The organism is Bifidobacterium myosotis (genome assembly GCF_002259745.1).
Classification (GTDB): Bacteria; Actinomycetota; Actinomycetes; order Actinomycetales; family Bifidobacteriaceae; genus Bifidobacterium; species Bifidobacterium myosotis.
The window spans coordinates 1-18,263 of record NZ_MWWW01000001.1 but is presented as its reverse complement, the minus strand read 5'-3'; the positions used below and the strand labels follow the sequence as shown (position 1 = coordinate 18,263).

The window sequence follows — 18,263 nt, the reverse complement described above, 5'->3', positions numbered from 1 at the left end:
AGTTCTTTTTCCTTGTTTTCCGTTCTCAAAGGAACGGCTCGCTCCCCAAGGAGCGATGTCGCCGCCGAAACGACGACAAATCTTGTTGCTAGCGCATCGAATCGGAGGGTGAGCACGAATCACCCTCCGATTGCGCGCGCTGCTGTCCCTTACTTAATCAGGCAGGGCAGGGACGGGCTGGACTCGGCGGACATGCCGATCGCGTTGACCGCGATCACGGATGCCGTGTAGTTGCCGGCCGTGAGCCCGGACACGCTCTTGGCCTCCTCGCCGGCCTCGGCCTTGACCACCTTGACGGTGTTCTCGGTGAGGTTGCGCAGGGTGAGCACGTACGAGGCGACCGGGGTACCGCCGTCGGCCGGGGCCTGCCAGGTCACGTTCATCGTGTCGCCGGAGGAAGTGACGCCCGGCTTGTTGGGCTTGGCGGGTACTGCGGCGACGATAATCGGCTCGCTCGGCTCGCTGGCCGCGGAGACCTTGTCTTCGCCGGTGGTGGCTTCGATGGTCACCTGGTAGGTGCCGCGAGCCACATCGGCGAACGTGTAGGCGGTGGTGCCGATCGGCGCCCAGGCGGCGCGCTTGGGCAGTTCGGCCGCCACATCCACCGGGGTCAGGTGGATGTTGGTGCCGCCCTTGCCGAAGCCGGAGCGGGTGTCCACGTCGTTCTAGGAGACGGCCACCGCACCGGATTCGACAATCAGCTCGGCCACCGGGGCCTTAGGTACGGGCAGCAGCGTATCCACCTCGTTGGCGGAGGCGCGGCCCACCTTGAACGGCTCGGACGTGGCGGTTTCGCCCTCGCCAATCTCATTGCGGCCCTGCACGGTCACGGTCCACTCGCCGGCCGGCACGTCGGCGATGAGCGCGTGCGTGTCGGTGCCTTCCACCGCGGCCGGGATGATCTCGCCGGCGGCGTTGGTGAGCGTGAGCGTGGTGCCGAGGATCGGCGAGCGGCCGTCGGAGGCGAACGCCCATTCGACCTGCACGTCGTGCGCCTGCACGGAGACGGTCACATGTTCCGGCTCGGACGGGATGGCCGGCATGTGATGGTCGGCGTAGACGGCGATCTCCACGAGCTGCAGGGCGTACTCGTCGTGCTCGTTCGGGTTGGAGCGCAGCTTGGACGCCTCGACCTTGACGAAGCGCACGTCCTGCACCGGGTCGAAGTCGAAGGCGCGCGGCTTGCCGTTGGCGGGCAGTGCGTAGCCGTGCTTGTCGGCCACCTTGGTCCACGCGTTGCCGTCGGCGGACACGGAAATCGTGAAGTCGACCGGGAAGCCCTGACCCTGGTTCGGGTCGAAGGCGCGGTGGCCTGCCGCGAACTCCTGCACACCGCCGACGCCCTCGCCTTCGCCATGGAAGGCCTCGGCCACGGTGCCGCCGGGGTTCTCGCCGCGCGGAGCGAGTACCACCTGGGCGACGGTGGTCGGGCGGGCGAGCTTCAGGACCACCCACTCGTCGTGGTTTTCGGCGCTGGGCTTGCTGGACCAGCCGAAATGGTTGTAATCGGCCTTGAACTCGCCGTCCACCAGGGATGCGGCGGTCCAGCCGTTGCGCTCGGAGTTGGAGGAGACGCGCACGGTGGCGCCGAGGGCCTTGTTGGCGGCCTGGCACTGGCACGGCATCTTGCCGGCCACGAAGCGCACGGTCACGGTCACGGTGTCGCCGTTCTCGCCGGTGTATTCGATCTGGCCGGTGTACTCCTTGCCGGATTCGAGCCCGGCCACGTTCACCGTGTAGAACAGCTCCTGCTCGTGGCGCAGGTTGCCGGCGAGACGCTCGAAGCTGATGGAACCGTCGGCGTCGTCCACCACACGGGCGGTCCACTTCTCGCTCAGGGCGCCGCCCTCCTGCTTCAGGTGCAGGCAGTGCTTGACGTTGCGCGAAACCCAATCCACGGTGCCGAGGTCGATGTCCGGGCGGTTGGAGCCGATCTTGGCGGGCGCCGGACGGCCGATCCAACCGAGGAAGTTGTCTTCGGTGAACTTGAGCTTGCCGTTCTTGACCACGCTCAGCGTCTCGACGAGCTTGGATTCGTAGGTCTCTACTTCGCCCGGCACATGGATGGTGATCGGCGTCTCGGTGAACTCGCCGTGGTCCACGGTGAGGGTCTTCGAGCCGGATTCCACCTCGCGCACGGTGCCGTCCTGCGTGTTGACCGCGGAGACGGTCCAACGCACCTCGAGTTCGGTGCCGTCGATCTCCTCGTCGTTGTAGACGATCAGCGTGCGCTGGGAGGCGGTGCCGAGCTGGTAGATGTGGTGGGGCAGACCGAGGCGCGGCTCCTTGTCGAATTCCTTGTCGAATGCTGCCACGTCGGCGTAGGAGTTGGCGAAGTACTGGTAGCCATCGCCCTCAATCCAGCGGGCGTCGCCCTCCGCTGTCGGATCGAACTGCGGGCGCAGCAGGGCCTTCGGGTTCAGACCGTGCTTGGTGTGCTCCTGATCGAGTTCGATGACCTTCTCGATGTTGTCGTAGATGAACATCGACAGGCAGAACGGCTTCCAGTTGGCCATGCGCGTGGTGCGCACGCCACGGGTCACGCGGCCCACCTCGCGGCCGAAGTCGGCGCGGGAGATGGTGTCCGGGTTGCCGTTGAGACGGCCGTGGTAGATGTCCTTGATCGTGCCGTCCTCGGCGTACTGCGGGATGCCTGCGGTGGACACGGAGAACTCCTCGCCGGCGCCGAGCGGCAGGTCGCCGTCGATCTGGTAGAGGTCGTAGATGTCCGGGGCGCTGGTCATGCCGGAGGGGTAGCCGCCGAAGTAGTGGCGGGAGTCCTCGTTGGTGATCGGCTTGTTGAAACCGTCGTTGATGACCATGCGGGTCGGGTCCTCGCGGTTCGCGGCGGCCTCAAGCGGCGGGATGAGGATTTCGGCGTCGTTCGGGTTCCACGCCTCGTTGGTGGTGGACCACAGCACGATGGACGGGTGGTTGCGGTATTCGCGCACCCAGCGCTCCACCCATTCGGTGTAGTAGCCGATGGCCTCGTCGGAGTAGTTGAGGTAGTACGGCGGCTCGAGGGACACGTTGGAGGTGGAGCCCGGGTTCCAGAAGGCGGTCTCCTCCTCGAGGAGCATGCCGGTCTCGTCCGCGTGGTCCATAAGCACATGGGAGGGCACGGAGCGGATGTGGTTGCGGATGATGTTGCAGTTGGCGTGGCGGTAGGCGTCGAGCCAGACCTTGGCCATCTCGTCCATCGCGTGGTTGTCGTCCAGGATCACGCCGTAGGCGTCGCCGATCTCGTTGATGAGGTCGCGGTCGCCCTGGTTGAGCAGGCACAGGGAGTCGCCGCGCAGGCGGATCTTGACGCCGTTGAGGATGTACTTGTCGCCCTCGCGCCAGAACTGGCGGAAGCCGAAGCGGTCGGACGCTTCGTTGACCGGCGCGGCGTCGGCGGGTGCGCCGGCCGCGGCGATGGCGGCGTCGAGCGTGTACAGGAACGGGTCGGTGCGGGACCAGTAGTGGGCGGTCGGCCAGCCCTTGGCCAGCTTGACCACGGTCGCCTTGCCGGCCGGCGCGTGCACGGCGGTCGCGCCGAAGTCGAGCGCGGCGTCCGCGGCGTCACCCTTGACCGGGTGGACGGCGGCCGTGAGCGTCAGGTCCGCGTCCTCACCGGTGTGGTTCACGATGGTGATGTTCACGCCAAGCTCGTCGTCGGACGGATCGGCGTTCTTCTTGAGGTCCGGCATGATCTGCAGGTCGTCGATGCGCAGCTTCGGCTTGGTGACGATCTCCACGTCCTCGCCGATGCCGACGCGGCCGACGATGTTCTCCACGCCGAACGGGAAGAGCAGGCGGTCCGGGCCACCCTCGGTGGCGAGCGCGTCTTCGGGCAGGGCCTTGACGGACCACACCTCAATGCGGATCTCGTTGGTTTCGCCCGGCTTGACGGCATCGTTGATGTCAAGGTCGTACGGCAGCAGGGTCATGAGGTAGCCCTTGGTGGTCAGCGGGCCCACGGACTTGCCGTTGACGAACACCTTGCCGAGCGTGGCGAGCGCACCGACGTGGAGGAACACGTCCTCGTCCGTGATGTTCTCCGGCAGTTCCACGGTCTTGACGTACACGCCGTGGTGCAGGCCTTTCTCCCACTCCTCGGGGTAGCCGGTGGTGCGGCTCAGCGAATCCCACCAAGTCGGCACGACGATGTCGTAACGCTGCTCCCCGCCGTTCGGGTAAAAGTCCCACACTCCATTGAGGTTGAGCCTCATTGCAGTCCCTTTCTTGCACATCCTTGCACTTCGAGCCGAAACCGTCGTCGGTTGTCATCGCTGCTTCGGCCCGCCGGGTGTTCCCGGTTCACATGGCATAAGATACGGCGGAAACGGTGTTTGTCGTTTTTTGCCATCCCCGATTTGTTGTGCTTTGCTGCCGTTTGCCATTTCTTGCCAATCCGCGTTTGCGCGAAATGGGCGCGAACTTGCCGGTCTTTGCCAATTCCCATGAATCTTGACTTCATCGGCCTCCCCTCTTCCATGCGCAGGTAAACTCTGCTTTCGGAAAATGGTTTGGGCCGGTTCGCTCCACGACGATTGCCGCCCGTTCGCCTGTCCGCCAACGCCCGCACGCCTGTGCGTCCGTGATGTCCGCCCGCCGGTTTGCGGCGGAGAGCCACGCCGCACGGGACGGCAAACCGCGGCGGAGAGCCCGTATGAGCGAGCGTCAATGATGCGGCTCCCGCCGGTAGGCGTAGACCTTTGCAGCCGGCTGGCGGGCGTCGGGCGACGAACGGACCGACCCGACACCGCACACTTACTCAGCACAATCGGAGTGTTCGCATGTCTCGCTTGTCTCGCAATGCACGCCTTCGCACGACGACGGCCGAAGTCGTTGCCATAGGTCTCATCGGAACCCTCGCCGGATGCGGCGTACCTGGCGCGAACAGCAACGGAGCCGGGGCCGGCACGGCGGGCACCACCGAAATCACGTTGTGGACCTGGCAGTCCACCATCGGCGATTTCGTGAGCGCGTTCGAGAAGAGCCACCCGACCATCAAGGTGAAGGTGACCAACGCCGGCGCCAACGAGGACGAGTACATGCAGCTGACCAATGCGCTCAACGCGGGCAACGGCATCCCCGATCTGGTCTATCTCGACTTCAACGCCGTGCATCAATTCGCCATCTCGGACCAGCTGCGCTCGATGAACGACTACGGCTACGCGGACATCCGCGACGACTTCACCAAGGCCGCGCAGAATAACGTATCGGTGAACGGCCAGCCGTACGGACTGCCGATCTCCTCGGGCCCGATGGTGATGTTCTACAACCAGGACGTGTTCGCGAAGGCCGGCGTCGCGCAGGCGCCGACCACTTGGGACGAGTATCGCGAGGCGGCGGAGAAAGTGGCCGCGCTGAAGGGCAATGCCCATATCACCAACGACACCGGAGACGGAGGATTCCTCACTTCGATGCTCTGGCAGGCCGGTGCCAAGCCGTTCAGCGTGGATGGCACCACGGTGGGCGTGGACTTCGGCGGCAAGAACGTGCGCAAGTTCATCTCGATGTGGCAGTCCATGATGGACGACAAGCTTATCGACACCTCCACCGCCATGTGGACGGACGACTGGTGGCGCAAGCTGGATGACGGTTCCATCGCCACGGTGCTCACGGGCGCCTGGCTGGTTTCGTCGATGCAGAAGAACCTTTCGACGAGCGCCGGTTCGTGGCGTTTGGCCCCGATGCCGCAATATACGGCGGGCGCGCATGCGAACGGCGAGAACGGCGGCGGCGCGCTGGCCATGCCGAAGGGTTCGGACGACTCCAAAACCCAGGCGGCGTATGAATTCGCCGAGTGGTTCGCTCACGGCGACGGCGTTGCGGTGAACCTCGCGCAGGGCGGTCTGCCGCCGCTCAATTCGGTGCTGTCGGACGCCGATTGGCTGGCCGAGAAGGATGAGTTCTTCGGCGGCCAGGCCACGCATCAGGTGATCGCCGATGCCGCCAAGAACGTGACGACGGACTTCGAATACCTGCCGTACATGGCCTACGCCAATTCAATCGCCGTCAATTCGGTCGGTCAGGCATACCATGGCAAGGTCACGTTGCAGCAGGGGCTCGACCAATGGGCCGAAGCGCTCAGGGAGTACGGCAAGCAGGAAGGCTTCACCGTCAAGTAGTCGGCTGGACGGTGAAGCCCCTTGAGGGAACGAAACTTCAGGTTGGGCCAGTGGTCTGTCTCGCAATTGCCTAGTATGCTGCGTCAGAAATTCATTTATTAATTCCCTACCCCTCAGACCCGCTTCGCGGACCAACACCCCTAACAGGGGAACCAAAAATATAATCAACGAATTATTGACGCGGGATACTAGGTGGCATCGCCCCACCCTATGATGGCAGAGAATTCCAGCGGGGCTCCTTGACGGCGGGCTGCCGACGCGGCCGCGGAGAAACGAAAACTACATCAGCTGAATCGATCCGCCCCTTCGCACAGGCTGCGCACCGGATGTACACCAGCAATATGGGCATGCGCATCCAGCATGCGCACATCCAGCATGCGCAGGATTTATGGAGCCGCATTGGGATTTCTCGCTTGCAAGGGGTACATTCGGCCCGCTGCGGAGAGCTATCTGCTTTGCAAGGGGTACCTCGAATGCCGAAACCGAAGTATCGGAGGCTTTTCTTCAACGCCATTCCAGCGTTTTGGAACGTCTTCTACTTGGGCATGTACCCCTTACAAAGCAGATAGCTCTCCGCAAAGCGGCGAAAGTACCCCTCGCAACGCAGATAGCCTACCCAAATGGCATTTATCGGGACATATCGGCGTTACGAGGGGCTGAGCAGCGAACAATCCACGAATTTTGCCGCGCAAGTGCCGTCCCGGCAAAGGTACGACGACAAAAACGTGCGGATTCCCATCATGGGAACCCGCGCTCCACATCACATGAAGCGGTTCTTGATATATCGGGCGGCCGCATCGGTAAGCGCTCCGCCCACACCCACGACCACTACGACAAGGAAGCCCTTGCCCAAGGCTCCACCCAGCTGGGAGAACGTATTGCCCCAATCCACTGCAAGCGTCGCAGCGGCCACCACAGCCTGATCCACCATGATCATTCCTTTCCATTTTCGTCCGTCTTCGGGCCACGCCTCGGCCTGACAGCCGTAAGCGTCGGGCATGAGCTCTAGCCCATCGCATTGCCGGGCGATGGCAGAGGTACCGCCCAACCGCGCCCGTCCAAGCGCTGCCGATACCGCAGTTGCCGAACCGCAATCGCCACCGCGACCTCCAGACCACAACCAGCTCACAGCATATTGCCCATTGCTTTGCCACTATTTGCCACCGACGGGAAGCATTATTTGCCATTCTTTGCCGTCGGCGTGGAATCAAGCCTCGTAGATTCAGGCCGGACTGATTTTCACGAGAACATCCATGCGTCGCCTCGTCTTGAGACTCGGAGCCGGCTCCAAGCCGGTCTGCCAGATACAGAAGACGCTGTTCAACCAACTATTGGCATACAGGGTGAGTCATGTGGGTTGGATTCCCTTGGGAAATCAACCCACTCTGAACCCAGATTGGGTAGCGCATGTCAATTCTGGTTTCACACAAGCAAAAAGAAACCCGGCGGAGGGAGCCGCCGGGTGAGAGAGAAGAGAGAAGAAGGGTTCAGTTATGGGGTCCGAATGGGCCTCGCCATGGGATGGACTTCGTTGAACTCCATCCGTTGACGTTTCCTATATAACCGCCCGTTCCTTGAGAATTCGATGCACTTATCTGGGAAAACTCTTGACAAACTGTGTCGGGTTTGTGACGCCGTTCGACAATTCCACCGCAATTGTCCTCAACAACCCATATACAAAACGGTCGTCACCGCGTGAACACGATGACGACCGCTCATTGACCTGAATCGGCGATTCCAGCAGCCCTATAAAGGCCGGCGCTCATGGCCCCGAGTCGCCACGCCGAAGCCGAACCGCCAATTGGATGACCCGAAACGCAGTACGCCGAATCATCCACCGCTCGGCAGCCCCAGAAATCACCAAGGCATGCCGACGACTAGTGGTCTGTCTCACAATTGTTTGAGGGGTATCAGCCCTCTCTGATGAGGGAGCTGGCAGCGAATCTGACGGGAAAAAGAAAAGCTGAAGCCCTCAATTATTTAAGAGATGGACCACTAGTGGAATCAGGACCGCGCCGGACCACCGTCACTCGGCGGGCTTGGCGTCCTCGGCAGCCACAGACTCGTCCGCCTCCGCAGCCAGCTTGGCCTTTTCCGCGGCCAGACGCTCGGCTTCGGCGGCACGACGGGCGGCCAGCGCCTCGTCGAAACGCGCCAGCTCCTCGGCCACGGCCTCGGTCGGAATCTTGGCGAAGATCGGCGTCGGCTTGGCCACCGGAGCGCCCACCTCGATCGGCTCGCTCTTCCACGGATGCACGTTCACACCCAGCTCGTAGTCGCCGGTGATGATCGGGTACGTAAAGCCGGGCTTGTCGAGATCCTCGACCTCGCGCAGCTCGGGCAGCGGCGAGAAAGTGCCGGTGCCACCCAGCGCCTCCCAGACCTTCTGCGCGGAATGAGGCAGGAACGGCGCGAGCAGGTGGTTCGCGTCGGACACGGCCTGCGCAGCCACATGCAGCACGGTGCCGAGACGGGCCGGGTCGTCCTTGATCTTCCACGGTTCGGTGGAGGAGATGTACTTGTTGATGTCGCCGACCACACGCATCGCCTCGGCGAGGGCGTGCTTCTGGTGGTGGGTCTCGATGGAGGAACCGACCACATCGAACGCGGCGGAGGTCTCCTCGAGCAGGCCACGGTCCTCATCGGTCATGGAGTCCTCGTCCAAAGCCGGGATCTCGCCGAAGTTCTTGTTGATGAGGTTGGCGACGCGGTTGACCAGGTTGCCCCAGGAGGAGGCCAGTTCCTCGTTGTTGTGGCGCACGAACTCGGCCCATGTGAAATCGGAGTCGGAGGATTCCGGGCCGGCCACGGAGATGTAGTAGCGCACGGCGTCCACCGGGTAGCGCGACAGGATGTCCTTGACGTAGATCACGATGCCGCGCGAGGAGCTGAACTTCTTGCCCTCCATGGTCATGAACTCGCTGGCCACCACCTGCTCGGGCATGTTAAGCGGGCCCATCGGGCCGGTCTCGCCGCCCTTGGAACCCTGACCGTTGTACGCCAGCATCTCGGACGGCCAGATCTGGGAGTGGAAGGTGATGTTGTCCTTGCCCATGAAGTAGTAGGCCGGGCAGCTCGGGTCGTTCCACCATTCGCGCCACTTCTCCGGGTCGCCCTGACGGCGGGCCCACTCGATGGAGGCCGACAGGTAGCCGATCACGGCGTCGAACCACACGTACAGCTTCTTGTTCGGGTTGTCGATCCAGCCCTTGACCGGCACGGGGATGCCCCAGTCGATGTCGCGGGTGATCGCGCGCGGCTTGACTTCCTTGAACAGGCCGAGCGAGAAGTTGATGACGTTGGTGCGCCAGCCCTTGCGGGTCTCCAGCCACGCCTTGTTGGCCTCGGCGAGCGCCGGCAGGTCGAGGAAGTAGTGCTCGGTCTGCTCGAAGCGCGGGGTCTCGCCGTTGATCTTGGAGACCGGGTTGATGAGCTCGTCCGGGTCCAGCTCGTTGCCGCAGGCGTCGCACTGGTCGCCGCGGGCGCCCTCGGCACCGCAGATCGGGCAGGTGCCCTCGATGTAGCGGTCCGGCAGCGTGCGGCCGGTGGACGGGGAGATGGCCACCTGCTGGGTGCCCTTGTAGATGTAGCCGTTCTCAAGGCACTGCTTGAACATCTCCTGCACGACGTGCTCGTGGTTGCCCGTGGTGGTGCGGGTGAACAGGTCGTAGCTCAGGCCGAGGTCGCACAGGTCCTTGGCGATCACGCGATTGTAGCGGTTCGCAAGCTCCTGGGCGGTGACGCCCTCCTTCTCCGCCTCGACCAGAATCGGGGTACCGTGCTCGTCGGTGCCGGAGACCATCAGCACGTCATTGCCCTTCATACGCTCGTAGCGAGCGTAGACGTCGGAGGGCACGCCGAAGCCCGCAACATGGCCGATATGACGGGGGCCGTTCGCGTACGGCCAAGCAACATTCACCAAAACATGACTCATAGGCCCGATTATCCGGCGCGCACGGGACACGCCTCATATGTGGGCCGCCAGATGCGAGCTACCAGCCATCATCACCACCGTCATGCCCAATCACCACAACTTATCCACCGACTTATCCACATTTTTCCTCCGCCCGCCGCCGTCATGCACTTATCCACCATTTCGCCTACGACGGTGGCGCGAACCAGCGCAGAACGTCTATGGTCGCCCCATGAGACCTTCACACCCGCCGCCCACCGCGGACTCAGCGATGATTCCCGCAGTCCTGTTCACCAAGGACCTGCCCGGACCGCTCAGCATGAACCGCCTCGCCGCATTCGGCACGGTGCACAAGCTTGACGAGTCCGCCAGCTACTGGTCCGAACACGCCGGCACCCTGTACGGCCGCGCCACCATCGTCTCGACCGTCGCGCCGTTCGGCACCGTGGCCTGCATGCAGACGGCCGCCTGGGTATGGCTCGGCGACGCGCCATTCCCCGCCAGCATCGACGTGATATCCACATCCCACTTCCGTTCCACGTCGGCCGGACGCCGTATCCGGGTCTTCCGGCGACTCACCCTGCCCGAACAGATCATCAAACTGGGCAGTCTGCCGATTACCACGCCGACCCGCACGGCCTGCGATCTGGTGATGACGCCGGAGGACGACGTCACGCCGAGCCGCATCAACGACTTGGTCTGTCAGCTGATGTCTGCGTACCGCTTCCGCCCGAACGACTGTCTAGACATCATCAAGGAGCACCGTCATCACAAGTACGCCGGACGCGCACGGCTGTTCTTCGAGTCCATCCAGCGGGAAATGAACGAGGTAGACCCACAGCCGGCGACGCAACAGGCGACGCAGCCAGCGACGCAAACCTCGGCACAAACCCCGGTACTGCAGACCCCGGTGCCACCCGAACGACCATCGCTCACGACGGCACTGGAGACAACGGCGCCGAAACCAACAACGTCAGAGCCGACGACATCCGGGGAGCCACGATGATCGGGCGGCGACGAGACAAAGCGAGCAGACTGGATTCGCTCCGGCAACGGCAACGACTGCCGGAGCCCGCCGCCCAATCGGACGAGCACCTCATCAACGACATGACGGCGCCGCCCGAGCCACCCATCGCCCTGACGCCGGAAGTGGCGTGCTCGCCGGACACCGACCCCGAGATACTGTGGCATATCGCATGGCACGTCCCCGAACTGAGGCGATGGCTGGTCGCCAATCCGCAGGCAAGCCCGGAACTGCTCGAATACGTCTCTCAGGCAGGCGGCCCCGGCGTCAGACGCGCGCTGGAAATCCTGCTCACCTCGATAGAGGAGGGCTGAACAGAGGAGGACTGAACAGCCTCAGAGCAGCCTCAAATCACCCCTTGATATCCAGTACGGCCTGATACACCTGCTTGCGGTTGGCCAGCGACCCGTCGGCCTGCGGATGCTCCTGCACCACTTGGGCGATGGCGTCCTTGATGCGCAGGCCGTCCTCAAGCGCGCGATCGATGGCGAGCACGGCCATGTCCTCCACGCTTAGGCTGCTGGGCGCGGCGGCTTCGGCCTCCTCGTCGGAGGCGCCGCCGATCACCAGTACCATCTCGCCGCGCGGCGGATTGTCAATCACACCCTGACGGATTTCGCCGATCGTACCGCGGCGAATCTCCTCGTAGTCCTTGGTGAGCTCGCGGCACAGCGCCATCGGGCGGTTGGGACCGAAGGCGTCGAGCAGGTCATCCATCGAATCGGCGATGCGGTGAGGCGTCTCGTAGAACACGATGGTGCGGCGTTTGCCGAGCATCGTGCGTAGATACTGCACGCGCTCGGCGTGCTTGCGCGGCAGGAAACCCTCGTAGCAGAAGCGGTCGGTGGGCAGGCCGGAGAGCGCCAGCGCGTCCAGCACGGCGGAAGGACCGGGCGCGCAGGTGACCGGCAGTCCGCGTTCGATGGCGCGGCGCACGATGGCGAGACCCGGATCGTTGATGGTGGGCATGCCGGCGTCGGAGACCACCAGCACAGTGGCGCCGGTTTCGACCTGGTCGAGCAGACCGTCCGCCTTGCCGCGTTCGTTGTGGTCATGGTAGGCGACCACACGGCCGTTCACATACACCCCGAGACGCCGGGCGAGGTCGTAAAGGCGGCGGGTATCCTCGGCTGCCACGATGTCGGCGCGTTCGAGCAGGGCGACCAGACGGGCGGAGGCGTCACCGGTGTTGCCGATCGGCGTGGCGGCCAACACCACGGTTCCGGACGGGATGGTCACGGCCGCGGCGCGGGAGTCGGATGCGGGCGCAGCAGACTCGGCATCGGAACCGGAATCAACGGATTCGGATGCAGACTCAAATTCGGATTCGGATGCAGATTCGGATGCAGACACAGATTCAGCGGATTCGCCATCCGCGGGTGCCGGGTTGTCGATAATGCCGGAATCGCGGACTGCTGCGGAGCCGGCCGCGTCCGATTCCGCCCGACCATGCCCCCAAACGCCGGGTTTTCCGGACTCACCGGACTCGTCGGGCTTTACCTCCGCGGCGTCGTCGTTGCGGAGCTGTTCGGGGAAATCGGTTGCACTTGTCATACACTCCAGTATTCCCCAAGCCACGGAACGCGACCCTCAGGCTACGTAAATTCTTCGCAAACGCACGGCACTGAGCGCAACCGCCCGAAACAGTTCTCCCAGCCACTACGGTTGATAACGAAAAAGCCTCCCGCGGTGGAATGAAAGCGGGAGGCTAGTGGAGCTGACGGTAGTCGAAACCGCGACCTCTTCGATGCGAACGAAGCGCTCTACCAACTGAGCTACAGCCCCATTGGATTGTTGCTCTGCTCCGCAAAGCAACTCGCATCAATATAGTACGGGGTGCGGTCAAACGCAATTCGCGTGTCCAGTGTGTCGTATCGTCTGTCGTATCACCGGCGTCGTATCGTCATGCTCATCGTATTACCTTTATATCTCCATACCGCCCGATCTCCCGACCGACCAACCGACCGGCCGACCGGTCTCAGGCGCCGGACGTCACCGCTCCGCACCCAGCACATCCAGCACCTTGCGCTCGTTGTAGAACGCGAACACGATGCCGCCAATGCCGCACAGCACAGCCGCGCACACCGCCGCGATGCGGTAGCCCATACCGGACGCCACACCAATCGTCGAAACGCCTGTGAACAGCAGCATCGCCACGGACTGGCCCATCTTCATCGCGAACGTGCGGGCGGCGTAGAACATGCCCTGACGATCCTGACCGGTCACGCGCGAGCTGGCATCGGCGATGTTCGCCACGATCGCCTGCGGCAGGATGCCGAATGCGGCCATCGGAATCGCGCCCACCACCGAGAGGATCAGTCCCTGCGTCATCGCCGGCAGGAAGGCGAGCGCACCGGAACCGAGCGCACCCGCGAACGCGAACGCGCAGGTAAAAATCACGAACGCCACCAGCAGCAGGCGCTTCTTGCCCACGCGGTTGGCCAGCAGATTCACCGGCAGGTAGAACAGCACGGAGACGCCGGTCATGAGCACGAAGTAGATGGTCGTGGTGGTCTCGGGCAGCTTGAGCAGAGAGGTCACGAAGAACGGCAACCCGGTCTGGAACGTGGTGATGGCCACCCAGTAGACCACATCGGAGCAGACGAACTTGCGGAACTCGCCGTCGCCGAACGTCTGCTTCAGGGAGTCGATGGTCGATTCGGAGGTGGGCTGCGAGTTGACGTAGTCACGCTCGCGGATGGCCAGCGGCGGCACCAGCATGCATACGAATGCCACGGCAGCCATGATGGTGAAAGTCACGCGGATGGCGGTGATGCGGCCCATCGTCGGCACCAGGCCTCCCCAAATCACCGGCGCCACGTACGCGATGGCAGTGCCGGCCACCCATGTGAACGAAATGGCGGTGGAGATGGTGAGCTGCTGCTTGGAATCGTGCCCGAGCTCGGCGATGAGCGCGTTGTACGGCGTGCAGTAGAACGTGAGTGCGATGTAGTAGCCGATCACGGTGACGAACAGGAACGCGGCGTTCACCCAGCTCGTACCGTTGATCGGGCTCCAGAACACGAGCACGGTAATCAGCGCGAGCGGCAGGGCGGCGAACTTGAGGAACGGCATGCGGCGGCCCGAACGCGCGTCGCAGCGGTCGGACAGGGACGCGACGGCTGGGTCCACGAAGGCGTCGAAGAAGCGGGCGAACGCGGTGATGCCGCCCACGACCGTCACGATGCCGAGCACCACAAGCCCCTGCGGCACGAACACAGTCTGGCCTTGGGCGATGGTCTCCTGATCGGGCTGGTAGAAGTAGACCAGCCAGTTGGAGATGATGCCGGACAGCAGCGCCCAGCCGAACTGGCCAATCGCGAAGGCCCATACCTTGGGCAGCGGCAGGTCTTTGACCGCTTTGACATTCGCCGCCGCATCCTCTCTCGTCGTCGCATCGACCACACCGCCATGTACGGCAGCACGCGCAGAGTCACCCATGTCGAACCTCCTTGTTGACGCTGTGTCAACATTAGTCTAACACCGGCGGCGCGTGCGGCACGCACCGCGCCCAAACCGTCTGTGCGACTTGCCCCATCACGCCTCCTACGATGGTAGACATGGACGGACTTCAACATCGCCTGCCGCACACGATGGCATTCCCGCACGCTCTCGGCACAGGGCTTATCATTCAGTCCACATTGGACGGAGACGAGCGCGTCCCCTTGCCGGCGCTATTGCAGGGCGGGAGCAACGACTTCGCGACCTGCGACGCCCTGCGGATGGACGGCACCGCCTCCCCCACACCTCACGCCGCACCCGGCGCCACACCGCCCACCATCTCGCTGTACGATGCCATCGACATCCTCATCGACGAATACGAGGCCGCGCTCTCCCGCTTCCGCGCGAAATCGTTGGTGACGCGGATGCGGCGGGCCGAACACGGCGGAACCTTCACGTTCCCCGATTGGTGCGGCCCGCTTTTCGACCTGTACGACCGGCTGATCGAGGCGACCGACGGTGCGATCGACCCATGCGTCGGCGAGGACTTGATTCGCTTGGGGTACGACGCCGCATATTCGTTTACGGTGGAGCCGGGAGCGTTCGAGGCAGACGGCGACGCAACCGGCAACGACACCGCCAACCGTAACCTAGCCGACGACGGCCACGAAGACGACGACACGACCGGCATTATAGGCAACGGCGGGCGTTTGCGGAACGGCGGCCATCTCGGCGCACTTCACGGTCGCGCGACCTGGCGCGACGATGTGGAGCGGCACGGCACCACACTCATCACGCACCAACCGGTCGCGCTCGATTTCGGCGCATGCGGCAAGGGATATCTGGTGGATCTGATTGCGGAGATGCTGGAAACCGCCGGACAGCATCGCACGCAGGTCGTACAAACCGACGAACCAGCAGGCAGAGGCGACGAACGCCGTGATGCGGACGATAAGCCCGACAATTCCGGCCATATCAGCGGCAATCGCCCAGACACCATACCCACGCAGCCCATGCCGCCATCCCCTCAATACGTCATCGACGCGGGCGGCGACCTGCTGGTTCACACAGACGAACCGATCACCATCGCCCTTGAAGATCCGGCCAACCCGAGCAACGCTGTGGGCACGGCCGAAATCGGCGCCGGCGCGTTCTGTGCGAGCTCGCCCAGTCGCCGGCATTGGGGCGAAGTTGCCGGGCACCGGCTGCACCACCTGCTCAATGCCATCGACGGCCTGCCCGTCAATGACGTCGCAGCTACATGGGTTGCGGCACCATGCACGGCCGTGGCCGACGGACTGGCCACCGCCTTGTTCGTCACCCCGGCCACGCACCTGCGCGCCCACTTCCATTTCGAGTGCGCAGTGCTCAACGCCGACCGCACGGCGGCCCAATCCCCCGATTTCCCCGGCAGCTTCTTCGTGAAATAACGTCCTCACGCCACAGCCCAAAGCTATCTCCGTTGCAAGGGGTACATTCGCGCCCCTGCGGGCACGTATCTGCTTTGCAAGGGGTACCTCATTGCCTGAACCCCATGTATAGACGGCGCAATAGCAACGTTCGTACTCGCGATTCCGCATTCGACGTACCCCTTGCAAAGCAGATACGTGCCCGAAAACCCGCCAATGTACCCCTCACAAGCGAGATATCCTCTCGCCATCGCACGATCGCGTGGCATCAGTCTGCAGCTGGGGTCGAGAGCCATCATCGTTGACCCATATGATGATTCAGCCCGCTCCTTCTACAGTCATTTCGGATTCAAACCCATTCCCGGCACCAACAGTATGTATCTCCGGCTCGCATGACGCGAGCCGGTTCCATATGTACGTCGAAAAGACGCGCCATCAATCAGCGAGCGCAGCGAACCGACTGATGCGCGTGGCTTCAAGGCGCGCCCGCAAAGGCGTACGAAGGTACGTCGCAGCGGGCAGCAACGCAGAAGACGCGCCATCAGTCGGCGAGCGAGAACTGGGAGTTGTAGAGGTCGGCGTAGAACCCGCCCTCCGCCAGAAGCTCGTCGTGGGTGCCGCGCTCAATCACGTCGCCGTGGTTCATGACGAGGATCATGTCGGCATCGCGAATGGTGGAGAGCCGGTGCGCGATGACGAACGACGTGCGGCCGACGGTCAACGCGTCCATGGCCTTCTGGATGAGCTCCTCGGTACGGGTGTCGACCGACGAGGTCGCCTCGTCCAGAATCAGGATCGGCGCATCCTGCACCATCGCGCGGGCGATGGTGAGCAGCTGCTTCTGTCCGGCGGACAGCGACGACTTGTCGTCGAGCACGGTGTCGTAGCCCTGCGGCAGCGAGCGCACGAAATGGTCGAGACCCACGGCACGGCATGCGGCCTCGATCTCCTCGTCGGTCACGCCGGGCTTGGCATACGCGATGTTCTCGCGCACGGTGCCTCGGAACACCCATGTGTCCTGCAACACCATGGAGAACTGGTCGTGCACGTTCCAGCGCGGCACGGACTTGGTGTCCACGCCGTCAATGGAGATCGAGCCGCCGGAGATCTCGTAGAAGCGCATGAGCAGGTTGACCATCGTGGTCTTGCCGGCGCCTGTGGGCCCCACGATGGCGACCTTCTGCCCGGCCGCGACGGACGCGGAAAAGTCGTGAATGATGGGCTTGTCCGGCTCGTAACCGAACTGTACATGGCTGAACTCCACATCGCCACGCACCGGCCGGCCTTCGGCTCCCAGCAGGGCCGGCTTGCCGGACTCGTCGGCCATCTCCGGCTCCTCGAGGAAGCCGAACACGCGTTCGGCGGCGGCCGCGCAGCGCTGCAGGTTCTGGAAGGCCTGGGCGAACTGCGAAAGCGGCTGGGTGAACAGGCGGATGTACATCATAAACGCCACGATCACGCCGAACTCGATCTGCCCGTCCATGGCGAGCGCCGCGCCCACCACGCACACCACCACGTAGCCGAGGTTGCCCACGAACTGCATGAGCGGCATCATCAGACCGGAGAGGAACTGCGACTTCCAGCCGGATTCGTACAGATCGGCGTTGTACTTCTCGAAACGCTCGATCGAATCCGCCTCGCCGTTGTACGACTTGACGATGAGGTGCCCAGCGTACATCTCCTCCACATGACCGTTCACATCGCCCAGCGCCACCTGCTGGCGCACGAAGTACTTCTGGCTCTTCGGGTGTTTGTGTGGGTGTAGATTGCTGGTCTGGCCTGCTGGCTATTGGCGTCCGGGGAGTGTGAGGTTGAGTCCTCCGCATTTGAGCATGACGAGGCTGATGAGGTTGTCGAGGTTCCTGTAGCCGTAGCCGATCTTGATGGTGGTCTTGATCTTGTTGTTGATGGCCTCGAGCCTGGCGTTGGACAGTCCGGAACGGATGGTTGCGAGGATGTCGAAGTGGCGCCTGGCGATCTTCTCTCCGAGCGGGACGAAGCCCGGGATGCCGGACAGGAACGCGTCCGCGGCCCATTGGCGCAGCAGGGGCGCGGCCTCGTCCGCCGTCTGCTTGAGGATCATCCTGAGGCGTTCCTTGAGCTTGTACGCCTCCCAGAGGGTCTCGTTGGTGTTCGCCACGCACTCCAATTGGGCCTTCTGGCCGGCGGTCAGGTCGTTCTCGTTCTTCAGCAGCGCCCAACGCGCGCCCTTGATCGGGTCCTTGGCGCCCTTCCGGGCCGTGCCGGCCTTTCTGGCCTCGCGCCATGCGGCGGTGCGGACCTTGTCGAGCGCGTCGGTCGCCCAGGACACGATGTGGAACCCGTCGAGGATGCGTTCGGCCATGGGGCACCAGCGG

11 protein-coding genes, 1 tRNA gene and 2 pseudogenes are annotated in these 18,263 nt (G+C 63.5%); 4 read left to right on the top strand and 10 right to left on the bottom strand.

Annotated features, from left to right (window positions below):
• Positions 1–149: 149 nt before the first annotated feature.
• Genes BMYO_RS00065 through BMYO_RS11635 form a run of 3 tightly spaced genes read right to left on the bottom strand, consistent with a single transcriptional unit; the run spans position 150 to position 4,462 of the window.
• Entirely contained in the window at positions 150–659 is a 510-nt protein-coding gene (locus tag BMYO_RS00065; protein WP_094666588.1) for a fibronectin type III domain-containing protein, read from the bottom strand.
• Positions 660–665: 6 nt separating this feature from the next.
• Positions 666–4,214 carry a glycoside hydrolase family 2 TIM barrel-domain containing protein gene (locus BMYO_RS00060; RefSeq protein ID WP_158216915.1) on the bottom strand — a complete coding sequence of 1,183 codons (3,549 nt, stop codon included), beginning with the start codon at positions 4,212–4,214 and terminating at the stop codon, positions 666–668.
• Positions 4,211–4,462 carry a hypothetical protein gene (locus BMYO_RS11635; RefSeq protein ID WP_158216914.1) on the bottom strand — a complete coding sequence of 84 codons (252 nt, stop codon included), beginning with the start codon at positions 4,460–4,462 and terminating at the stop codon, positions 4,211–4,213. The genes BMYO_RS00060 and BMYO_RS11635 overlap by 4 nt, the downstream gene beginning before the upstream one ends.
• Before the next feature lie 319 nt (positions 4,463–4,781).
• Here BMYO_RS11635 and BMYO_RS00055 point away from each other — a divergent pair, with 319 nt between their 5' ends.
• Positions 4,782–6,119 carry an ABC transporter substrate-binding protein gene (locus BMYO_RS00055; protein ID WP_094666586.1) on the top strand — a complete coding sequence of 446 codons (1,338 nt, stop codon included), beginning with the start codon at positions 4,782–4,784 and terminating at the stop codon, positions 6,117–6,119.
• A 760-nt stretch (positions 6,120–6,879) separates the two neighbouring features.
• Here BMYO_RS00055 and BMYO_RS11630 read toward each other — a convergent pair.
• A complete protein-coding gene (locus BMYO_RS11630; RefSeq protein ID WP_158216913.1) occupies positions 6,880–7,050 on the bottom strand; it encodes a hypothetical protein in 171 nt (56 codons plus the stop codon).
• A 1,095-nt stretch (positions 7,051–8,145) separates the two neighbouring features.
• Complete coding sequence (gene metG, locus BMYO_RS00050) at positions 8,146–10,053, bottom strand: methionine--tRNA ligase (protein WP_094666585.1); 1,908 nt, start codon at positions 10,051–10,053, stop codon at positions 8,146–8,148.
• A gap of 211 nt (positions 10,054–10,264) precedes the next feature.
• On the opposite strand from metG, the pseudogene BMYO_RS00045 reads away from it, so the two are divergent.
• A pseudogene (locus tag BMYO_RS00045) lies at positions 10,265–10,888 on the top strand (hypothetical protein); the annotation flags it as partial.
• 146 nt (positions 10,889–11,034) lie between these two features.
• Positions 11,035–11,370 (top strand): variant leucine-rich repeat-containing protein, encoded by a 336-nt coding sequence (locus tag BMYO_RS00040; protein ID WP_233427943.1) that lies wholly within the window; start codon positions 11,035–11,037, stop codon positions 11,368–11,370.
• A gap of 37 nt (positions 11,371–11,407) precedes the next feature.
• Here BMYO_RS00040 and rsmI read toward each other — a convergent pair whose 3' ends face one another.
• The 3 genes from rsmI to BMYO_RS00025 all read right to left on the bottom strand — a co-directional run bounded on the left by rsmI (position 11,408) and on the right by BMYO_RS00025 (position 14,497).
• A complete protein-coding gene (rsmI, locus tag BMYO_RS00035; RefSeq protein WP_338024357.1) occupies positions 11,408–12,610 on the bottom strand; it encodes a 16S rRNA (cytidine(1402)-2'-O)-methyltransferase in 1,203 nt (400 codons plus the stop codon).
• Between the two features lie 158 nt (positions 12,611–12,768).
• Positions 12,769–12,841 (bottom strand) — tRNA-Ala (locus tag BMYO_RS00030).
• A 207-nt stretch (positions 12,842–13,048) separates the two neighbouring features.
• Entirely contained in the window at positions 13,049–14,497 is a 1,449-nt protein-coding gene (locus tag BMYO_RS00025; RefSeq protein ID WP_094666584.1) for an MFS transporter, read from the bottom strand.
• 200 nt (positions 14,498–14,697) lie between these two features.
• Between BMYO_RS00025 and BMYO_RS00020 the strand changes: the two genes are divergently transcribed.
• On the top strand, positions 14,698–15,927 hold the full coding sequence (locus BMYO_RS00020) for an FAD:protein FMN transferase (RefSeq protein ID WP_143249069.1): 1,230 nt from the start codon (positions 14,698–14,700) through the stop codon (positions 15,925–15,927).
• Positions 15,928–16,447: 520 nt separating this feature from the next.
• Here BMYO_RS00020 and BMYO_RS00010 read toward each other — a convergent pair.
• Both BMYO_RS00010 and BMYO_RS00005 read right to left on the bottom strand, forming a co-directional pair.
• Positions 16,448–17,647: pseudogene (locus BMYO_RS00010) on the bottom strand (ABC transporter ATP-binding protein); the annotation flags it as partial.
• Positions 17,648–17,692: 45 nt separating this feature from the next.
• The coding region (locus BMYO_RS00005; protein ID WP_143249068.1) for a transposase at positions 17,693–18,263 on the bottom strand (571 nt) is incomplete at its 5' end.

Coding starts and splice junctions, on each gene's coding strand:
- BMYO_RS11630 (WP_158216913.1), bottom strand. CDS start 7,050: ATGGTGGATCAGGCTGTGGTGGCCGCTGCGACGCTTGCAGTGGATTGG.
- BMYO_RS11635 (WP_158216914.1), bottom strand. CDS start 4,462: ATGAAGTCAAGATTCATGGGAATTGGCAAAGACCGGCAAGTTCGCGCC.
- rsmI (WP_338024357.1), bottom strand. CDS start 12,610: ATGACAAGTGCAACCGATTTCCCCGAACAGCTCCGCAACGACGACGCC.
- BMYO_RS00025 (WP_094666584.1), bottom strand. CDS start 14,497: ATGGGTGACTCTGCGCGTGCTGCCGTACATGGCGGTGTGGTCGATGCG.
- metG (WP_094666585.1), bottom strand. CDS start 10,053: ATGAGTCATGTTTTGGTGAATGTTGCTTGGCCGTACGCGAACGGCCCC.
- BMYO_RS00040 (WP_233427943.1), top strand. CDS start 11,035: ATGATCGGGCGGCGACGAGACAAAGCGAGCAGACTGGATTCGCTCCGG.
- BMYO_RS00060 (WP_158216915.1), bottom strand. CDS start 4,214: ATGAGGCTCAACCTCAATGGAGTGTGGGACTTTTACCCGAACGGCGGG.
- BMYO_RS00055 (WP_094666586.1), top strand. CDS start 4,782: ATGTCTCGCTTGTCTCGCAATGCACGCCTTCGCACGACGACGGCCGAA.